This window comes from Rhizobium sp. M1, from assembly GCF_002531805.1.
Lineage (GTDB): Bacteria > Pseudomonadota > Alphaproteobacteria > Rhizobiales > Rhizobiaceae > Rhizobium > Rhizobium etli_C.
Genome location: NZ_NWSW01000054.1, coordinates 18,577 through 27,017, shown reverse-complemented (window position 1 = coordinate 27,017; position 8,441 = coordinate 18,577). Strand labels below are relative to the sequence as shown.

Genomic DNA, 8,441 nt, shown 5'->3' with positions numbered 1-8,441 from the left:
TTGACAAGGTGCTGACGGACCTCAAGGCGACGTAAAACTGAGGAGACCGTAGAAATACCGCGCGGTGATCTGCCCGGTGAAGAAACACCTGAAGTTCGCACTCGCTTCGATGACCGCCCGGTAACCCCGATCTTTCCCATTCATCTTCTGTGCACGGCTGATGCGCGGGACCATGTCTATGGCGCTTATATTCGCGCCCGAATGCAGAGCCCGCTTGAGCAACTCATTGTTGGCTGCGGGATAGAAGAAAGCGATTAGCGTCTTTTCAGGCGACAGCAGGGCGACCTCATTGATCGAGGCGCACCTTGACGATCACGTCGGCGGCCGCGGCGAGGGCCTGTGGAATTGGAAAACGACCACGACTTCCGCGTTTCGGTAGGCTTCGCTCGAGATTCCCGCCGTTAGGCCGGCACCAGTTCCACTGGCGATCAACAAACTATCGCCGGGAACCAGCGCATGGAGCGAGCCGAAACCGTGGGATGGCTCGACCGGCGACAGCACGCGGACACCAATTTGTTTCACCCGTTTTGCGTATCAGTCATTCTTGCTCATTTCCTTGTGGCACGTCTCTTCGAACAGCCGGGACCGCGGCTCGACCCATGTCAGAACGAGATGTTAGGCGGGTTCGAAAGTGCTGACTTTCACAGCGGACAAAGATCCGGCTGATTCTGGCCTGAGACGTCATCATTGATTTGGGACAAGGAAGCCGGCGCGGCCGGAGGTCATAAAGCATCCTGTTTTGAAAAGGGATGCGAAAATGTCTGATGATCTGATCGCCAAATACGGCGATGCGCGGGTTCCGCGTTATACGAGTTACCCGACGGCGGCGGCTTTTTCTGCAGCCGTGGGGCCGGATGAATATGCCGGCAACCTCGCCCATATCGCCGCGGCTGGCCCGGTTTCGGTTTATCTCCACGTCCCGTTCTGCCGTTCGATATGCTGGTACTGCGGCTGCCACACGACCATCACCCGGCAAGACGCTCCGGTCGCCGACTATCTCGACGTGATGAAGGAAGAGATCGAGCTCGTCTCTTTTGCGGCCGGAAACGACGTGCCCGTCAAGTACGTGCATTTCGGCGGCGGCACGCCGTCGGTCATGAAGCCGCAGGAATTTTCGGCTCTAATGGCAAAGCTCAGGAGTGCCTTCACGTTTGAAGCGAAAGCCGGCGTCGCAGTCGAGATCGACCCTCGCACATTGGTCGCCCCCATGATCGATGCGCTCGCCGAAAACGGCGTCGACCGCGCAAGCCTCGGCGTCCAGAGCTTCGATCCGATCGTGCAGGCCGGTATCAAGCGGCTGCAATCCTTTGAGCAGACGGAAAGGGCGGTCGCCGGGTTGCGCTCAGCAGGCGTCAGCAGCATCAACTTCGACCTAATTTATGGCCTTCCGAAACAGACTGTCCAATCTTGCATCGAGACGGTCCGGCTGGCTGCAGAACTGCGTCCCGAACGTTTCGCCGTTTTCGGTTACGCTCACATACCCGCTTTTAAGAAACATCAGCGCCTGATCGACGAAGCATCGCTGCCGGACGCAAAACAGCGGAACGAGCAGGCGGAAGTGATCGCCGAGGAGCTCCAGAAGGCCGGATATCTGCGCATTGGGCTCGATCATTTTGCACTGCCGAACGATCAGTTGGCGCTCGCCGCGCGCAACAGAGCGCTGAGGAGAAACTTCCAGGGCTATACCACGGATGATTGCGATAGCCTGATCGGCCTCGGCGCATCTGCGATCGGGCGGCTGCCGGCCGGCTATATGCAGAACCACGTGCCTCTCGGCCTCTATGCCGAGCGAATTGCTTTCGGGGTGCTGCCGACCGCCAAGGGATATCTTCTGAGCGAGGAGGACAAGCTTCGGGCGAGGGTCATCGAGAGGCTGATGTGCGATTTCGAAGCCGATCTCGGCCAGTTGAGCAGCGGATCGGGTTTCGACACCGGCTTTCTTGTCGAGCGCAACGACCGTCTCGGCGAGCTCATGGCCGACGGCGTCGTGACGATCAGCGGTGAGCGGATTGTCGTATGCGAGGAGGCGCGCTTCATGGTCCGTGCAGTCGCGGCGGCATTCGACGCCTATTTTAGCTCGCACGGGCACACGCACAGCAAGGCAGCCTAGTACTTGTCGCCGGAAGTGTGCATCGGTTCCGGCGACACGAAACGCATCAAAGGCCGCGCGAGAAGACATCGAGTTCCCGTTTCTCGATCGAGGACCCTGCAGTTATCTTCCCAGGAGTCCCGTCGACAACGGCACGTCGAGGAGGATCGACGTCGCAAGTTCGTGTGAAGCAGGGCGGGCGCACTCACAAATACGGTCATCGGGCCGCCCTGTCACAAGTAGGTGGGCGCCCGTATCACCGCCTGGACGTCGAGGTCGTTATCGTCGAGCTTTTCGGCTCATTCAAATACAGCTCGATCTCGGCAGGCCCCGGCCCAGGGTATCGTTGACGACTGACGTCGAACCTTTAAGGTGGCGTGGGCAAGCGCCGGTCCGCAGAGTTGTGCCCATCGCGATTATGGCGGCCGCGCAGGCGCCTGAAGGAGCCTTGTCGCGAGGTGAGCTACCGAGCGCCACATGATCGACGGCTCTCGCCCTCTCACGAACGCGGTTGTTCGAGCACGTCGAAGGACGAGGCAGGGGTCTCGTAGTTGTAGGACTTGCCTGCCGCGGGGATTTCGATCAAACGTTCGACGGCGCCTTCCGTGCAATTCTTGGGTAACCAGAACGAGACCCCGGGTTTTGGCTGGCATCTCCTTCGCGACTGCCGCGCAAAAAAACGACCTCGTTATATTCGTCGTCAGCGAGATTGCCGCCGGGCTAGTGATCTTGCCCACGCGTTCCTTCACAGGTCTGCCGTGCAGATCATAGCTCTTTTCACAGGCCACATTCACTTTCTCGACGGTCCCACCAGGTTTCGGCATCGGCTTTGCCGACAACCGTGTCCGACCACTGCCTTGGACGTCTTGCCTGACAGCGCCTGGCTGTGCTCGAGCATCAGCTGCTCCTGGCGAGGCAAACAGCTGCCACGAAAGCCATCGTCATGGGCTGCGCGGTCATCCGCACCTGCTGTGTCTCACTGGGTGATGTTTGTGAGGTCGGCATCGAGCCGCTTGCGCACCATGTTCGGCACCTTTGCGGTCTTGATCGCTTCGAGATTGGGCGGACTGTCACCCACCTGGATCAGGGCAACCATGCCCATGCCGGAATGTGGGGTGCATTTCAGGACATAGACGCCTGGAACATCGAATCTCGCGCGATATTGCTCATTCGGCTTTGACTTGAAGTCGGCAACGCCATCCGGAATGAGGCCTTTGAAGGTTTCGACGTTGTGGCCCTTGTCGGTGGGAATGAAGGTGACGGTGTCGCCGGGGGCGATCTTCAGGAAGCCAGGCTCGAACACCATCGCGCCTTCCGTGCCTTTGTTGAGCATCCGAACCTGGTGGTCGGCCGCCATCAACGGCGCTGCCGAAACAATCAAGGCTGCCGCTGCAGCGATCAGACCGAATTTTAACCGCATTTGCAAGCTCCTGTTCTGCGAGACCCAATCAGCCTCATGAATGTGTCTTAGCAGATGCCGGAATTGGGCTCTTTGACGCCCGTCAAATTCGAGGAAAAAAGGCAGAAGGTCCCAATTTTTGCCTGCTTGCGCAGCGCCCTTGCGAGGGACATGGCAGCCTCCAAGCGATGTAGGAATCACCGAAGGACAAGCAAGCTCGGCGAACGTCGGCGCTGCTGAACAGCTTGGGATTGCCGTGACTGAGCTCATATCGCGTCGAGAAGTTCGCGGAGGGCATGAATGTCGATCCCGCGGCTTGTCGCGTGTGTTGAGGTTTACCCTCTGACAGAAATACTCGGAAAAATCATCAGTGTCGCCCGATAACCGTACCAGCGGGCAAGATTGACGTTCCGCAGGTCGTGCCTGCCCTCGGGAATAACGATGTTGCGCGACGCAAGTTTCGTAACGGTGTGGGCCAGGATCTCAATGGTCAGGCCGAGATGATCCGCAATGTCTTGACGATTCATGGAAACGCGCAACGGACCTTGGCGGACGCGGGTTGCGCCGGAATGCAAGCTTCACGATGAAGCTGCAGGGGCGCTCCTCGGCGTTCTTCTTCGGCAACAGCACCATCTGTTCATGCGAAGCGGCCGCCTCCTGCCAGAGCAACGAGAGCTAGGTCGAGCGAGCGGATTAGACCGAGCGACTTCGCCGTGGAAACTCATGTGCGATATCCGGCGGATCTTGCATTCGTGACGGCCTCAGACGTAAAAAGGAAATCGTTTTGCAGCGACGCGCCGTCGAGATCGCCGGCGAATTGAAGCGATTATCACGCGACGATCTTCGCCGATGATACGAAGCAGGCGCACGACACCTTCTTCCACCTGGACAAGATGGTTGCTTATCACCCTCCCACCAAATCGCCGTACCGGCTGCGACGGCCTCGGCCGCCGAGCCTACGAACAGCGAAGAGAGGGATTGGCCGGCATGTATGGCTTCGCGCCCCTTCTCGCCAAGCAGCTGCGTCACACGGGAATAAGCGGGCGGTGCCAAAGGGGGAAGTTTGCAACAGAGTGTAACAACGCCGGTTCGTCCACCGCTTCCAGTCCGCTTGTTGATGTAGATCAAGGAGCCGTTCCCGTCTTCGTGACAGTCCTGCCTCGAAATCCGAGAAAGCCGGCCGCGAGGCGGTCGTCTGCGCACTGGAGACGACATCATGAATTACACGACAGAAACGATGGTGATCGCGGTCGCAGCGTTTCTGGCGCTGCTCGCGGCCGCATTCGCGCACGATCATCTCTTTGCGGTCCATATGGGCATACTCTGCTTCTGCCTCGCGGCGGGAACGGTGCTGCTGGTCAGGAACGTCGACTTCGCACCGGCGGACCAGCGGCGAAAGGTCGATGTGTCAGGCTATTTCGACGAGGTGATCCGCTACGGCCTGATCGCCGCGGTGTTCTGGGGCGTGGTCGGCTTCCTCGTCGGGGTGGTCATCGCGCTGCAACTGGCCTTTCCCGACCTTAACATCGCGCCCTATCTGAATTTCGGAAGGCTGCGGCCCGTTCACACCTCGGCGGTCATCTTCGCCTTCGGCGGCAACGCCCTGATCATGACGTCGTTCTATGTGGTGCAGCGCACCTGTCGAGCCCGTCTCTTCGGCGGCAGCCTCGCCTGGTTCGTGTTCTGGGGCTATCAGCTCTTCATCGTGATGGCTGCGACCGGATATGTTCTCGGCATCACCCAGGCCCGCGAATATGCCGAACCCGAATGGTATGTCGACCTCTGGCTGACCGTCGTCTGGGTCGCTTATCTCGCTGTCTATCTCGGCACGATCCTGAAGCGCAAAGAGCCGCATATCTATGTGGCGAACTGGTTCTATCTCGGCTTCATCGTCACCATCGCGCTGCTGCACGTGGTCAACAATCTGGCGGTTCCGGCGTCGTTCCTCGGCTCCAAGAGCTACTCGCTCTTCTCGGGCGTCCAGGATGCGCTGACCCAATGGTGGTACGGCCACAACGCCGTCGGCTTCTTCCTCACCGCCGGCTTTCTCGGCATGATGTACTATTTCGTGCCGAAACAGGCCAATCGGCCCGTCTATTCATACCGGCTGTCGATCATCCACTTCTGGGCGCTGATCTTCATGTATATCTGGGCCGGACCGCACCACCTGCATTACACGGCGCTGCCCGACTGGGCCCAGACGCTCGGCATGGTCTTCTCTGTGATGCTCTGGATGCCCTCCTGGGGCGGCATGATCAACGGCCTCATGACCCTTTCGGGCGCATGGGACAAGATCCGCACCGACCCGATCATCCGCATGATGATCGTCGCCATCGCCTTTTACGGCATGTCGACCTTCGAAGGCCCGATGATGTCGGTAAAAACGGTCAATTCGCTCAGCCACTATACCGAGTGGACGATCGGCCACGTGCATTCCGGCGCTCTCGGCTGGGTAGGGATGATCACCTTTGGCGCGATCTATTACCTGACGCCGAAACTATGGGGGCGCGAACGCCTCTACAGCCTGCGGATGGTCAACTGGCACTTCTGGCTCGCAACGCTCGGGATCGTGATCTATGCCGCCGTGCTTTGGGTCGCCGGCATCCAGCAGGGGCTGATGTGGCGCGAGTACAACGTCCAGGGCTTCCTCGTCTATTCCTTCGCGGAAACGGTCGCGGCGATGATCCCCTACTACGTGCTGCGTGCGGTCGGCGGAGCGCTTTACCTGGCGGGCGGCCTCGTCATGGCCTGGAACGTGTTCATGACCATCCGCGGCCGCCTGCGCGACGAAGCGCCAATCCCGACCAGTTTGTTGCCCCAGGCACAGCCTGCCGAGTGAGGTGAGACATGGCATCGTTACTTGATAAACATAAGACCCTCGAGAAGAACGCGACGCTTCTTCTGGTCGGCTCGCTGCTGGTCGTCAGCATTGGCGGCATCGTTGAAATCGCACCGCTGTTCTACCTGCAGAACACGATCGAAAAAGTGGAAGGCATGCGGCCCTATACGCCGCTGGAGCTCGCCGGACGGAACATCTACATCCGTGAAGGCTGCTATCTCTGCCACAGCCAGATGATCCGGCCGTTCCGTGATGAGGTCGAACGTTACGGCCATTATTCGCTCGCCGCGGAATCGATGTACGACCACCCGTTCCAATGGGGATCCAAGCGGACAGGGCCCGATCTGGCCCGCGTCGGGGGGCGTTACTCGAACGAATGGCACGTCCAGCATCTCTCCGATCCGCGCGCAGTGGTGCCGGAATCGATCATGCCGAGCTACGCCTTCCTCAAGGAGCAGGAGGTGACGGTTAAGGATATCGGCATGGACCTCAAGGCCAATGAGGATGTGGGCGTGCCCTACAACGACGACATGCTGGCGAATGCCGAGGCCGACATGAAGGCCCAGGCCGATCCGAACGCGGATACGACAGATCTGCTGGCGCGCTATCCCAAGGCGAAAGTCGGTGACCTCGACGGCGATCCCGCCAGGCTGACCGAAATGGACGCCCTGGTGTCCTACCTGCAGATGCTCGGCACGCTGGTCGATTTCTCGACCTATGACGACGCCACCGGCTACCGCTGAGGTGATCCATGGAAACCTACACTGCAATGAGACACTTCGCCGACAGCTGGGGCCTTTTGGCGATGGCGGCCTTCTTCGTGGGCGCGGTTGCGTTCACCCTTCGCCCCGGCAGCAAGCAGACGGCGAAAGAGGCCGCCGATATTCCCTTGAAGGACGATTGAGATGTCGGAAAAACATATTGACGAATTCAGTGGCGTCGAAACGACCGGCCATGAATGGGACGGCATTCGCGAACTCAACAACCCAATGCCGCGCTGGTGGGTCTGGACGTTCTACGTCACGATCCTGTGGGCGATCGGCTATGCCATCGCCTATCCGGCCATTCCGATGATCACCTCCGCCACGAAAGGTTATTTCGGCTACTCGACGCGCGCCGAACTGCAGCAGGATCTCGATCTCGCCAAGGCATCCCAGACGAAGTTCCATGATCTGATTGCCGCCAAGACGGTTGAGGAGATCGACACCGATCCTGTTCTTCGGGAATTCGCCATTGCCGGCGGTGCATCCGCTTTCAAGGTGAACTGCGCGCAGTGCCATGGCTCGGGCGCCAGCGGCGGCCCGGGATTTCCGAACCTCAACGACGACGACTGGCTGTGGGGCGGGGATCTGAATGCCATCCAGGCCACGATCGCGCACGGGATACGCTTCGATTCGGACGCCGAAACTCACGCTTCCGAGATGCCGGCCTTTGCCGGTGTTCTGGAGCCCATCCAGATGAAGCAGGTCGCCGCCTTTGTCTGGGGGCTGACCAATACGCCCTCGGATGTCGGTCTGGCGGCGGCCGGAAAACAGGTTTTCTTCGACAATTGCGCCCCATGTCACGGCGAGGACGCCAAAGGAAAGGTGGAAATGGGTGCGCCGGATCTCGCCGACGCAATCTGGCTGAAGTCGCGGGGTGAAGACGCCATCCTTCGTCAGGTTGCCTCTCCCAAACATGGCGTAATGCCTGCCTGGGCAGCGCGCCTGGGGGACACAACGGTCAACGAGCTTACTATTTTCGTTCATGCGCTCGGCGGCGGCACGTAAGGAGAAAAGACATGACAGCCCACGACCGCAATCCGATCCTCCGTCTCTACGGCGCGCCGCGTGCTGTTATCCGATCGCGTGTCTCAGCCCGCGCCCAACAGATGCCTGCGTCTTCGGAGCAGGACGACCCGGCAAAAATCGGCAATTCGATGGTGAGTTTGATCTGCCTCAAAGACCACAAGCAGACGAGCCGATAGTTTCAGCTCCTGTGGAGGACGTCCCAGCGGTTTCTCCGCCGCTGTCCTCCGGCCACGCCCTTACTCTGGGGCGTGGCCTTTTCGCTTCTGCACGGTCGTTCTTGATCTGCATCAAGGAACGGATGCGCCACGGCTGGGAAAAGAGTGG

At 59.7% G+C, this 8,441-nt stretch carries 8 protein-coding genes and 1 pseudogene; 6 read left to right on the top strand and 3 right to left on the bottom strand.

From position 1 onward, the window contains the following. Window positions 1–21 precede the first annotated feature (21 nt). Window positions 22–279, bottom strand: coding sequence for a hypothetical protein (locus tag CO655_RS30955; RefSeq protein WP_280953080.1), 258 nt, complete (start codon window positions 277–279; stop codon window positions 22–24). 478 nt (window positions 280–757) lie between these two features. On the opposite strand from CO655_RS30955, the gene hemN reads away from it, so the two are divergent. Then, window positions 758–2,110, top strand: a complete 1,353-nt coding sequence (gene hemN, locus CO655_RS30945) for an oxygen-independent coproporphyrinogen III oxidase (protein ID WP_097667799.1) — start codon at window positions 758–760, stop codon at window positions 2,108–2,110. Window positions 2,111–3,065: 955 nt separating this feature from the next. Here hemN and CO655_RS30930 read toward each other — a convergent pair. Both CO655_RS30930 and CO655_RS34070 read right to left on the bottom strand, forming a co-directional pair. Then, the gene (locus CO655_RS30930) at window positions 3,066–3,509 is read right to left on the bottom strand and encodes a pseudoazurin (protein WP_064842777.1); all 444 of its coding nucleotides are present in this window, start codon (window positions 3,507–3,509) and stop codon (window positions 3,066–3,068) included. Between the two features lie 306 nt (window positions 3,510–3,815). Further along, window positions 3,816–4,517, bottom strand: a pseudogene (locus tag CO655_RS34070) (cyclic nucleotide-binding domain-containing protein); the annotation flags it as partial. A 187-nt stretch (window positions 4,518–4,704) separates the two neighbouring features. Here CO655_RS34070 and ccoN point away from each other — a divergent pair. Genes ccoN through CO655_RS30900 form a run of 5 tightly spaced genes read left to right on the top strand, consistent with a single transcriptional unit; the run spans window position 4,705 to window position 8,293 of the window. Then, window positions 4,705–6,327 (top strand): cytochrome-c oxidase, cbb3-type subunit I, encoded by a 1,623-nt coding sequence (gene ccoN / locus CO655_RS30920; protein ID WP_097667796.1) that lies wholly within the window; start codon window positions 4,705–4,707, stop codon window positions 6,325–6,327. Window positions 6,328–6,335: 8 nt separating this feature from the next. Further along, a complete protein-coding gene (ccoO, locus tag CO655_RS30915) occupies window positions 6,336–7,070 on the top strand; it encodes a cytochrome-c oxidase, cbb3-type subunit II (protein ID WP_097667795.1) in 735 nt (244 codons plus the stop codon). Between the two features lie 8 nt (window positions 7,071–7,078). Continuing rightward, complete coding sequence (locus CO655_RS30910; RefSeq protein WP_049732173.1) at window positions 7,079–7,231, top strand: CcoQ/FixQ family Cbb3-type cytochrome c oxidase assembly chaperone; 153 nt, start codon at window positions 7,079–7,081, stop codon at window positions 7,229–7,231. A gap of 1 nt (window position 7,232) precedes the next feature. Next, a complete protein-coding gene (gene ccoP, locus CO655_RS30905) occupies window positions 7,233–8,096 on the top strand; it encodes a cytochrome-c oxidase, cbb3-type subunit III (protein ID WP_097667794.1) in 864 nt (287 codons plus the stop codon). A gap of 11 nt (window positions 8,097–8,107) precedes the next feature. Next, entirely contained in the window at window positions 8,108–8,293 is a 186-nt protein-coding gene (locus CO655_RS30900) for a hypothetical protein (protein ID WP_008536470.1), read from the top strand. The last annotated feature ends 148 nt before the right edge of the window (window positions 8,294–8,441 follow it).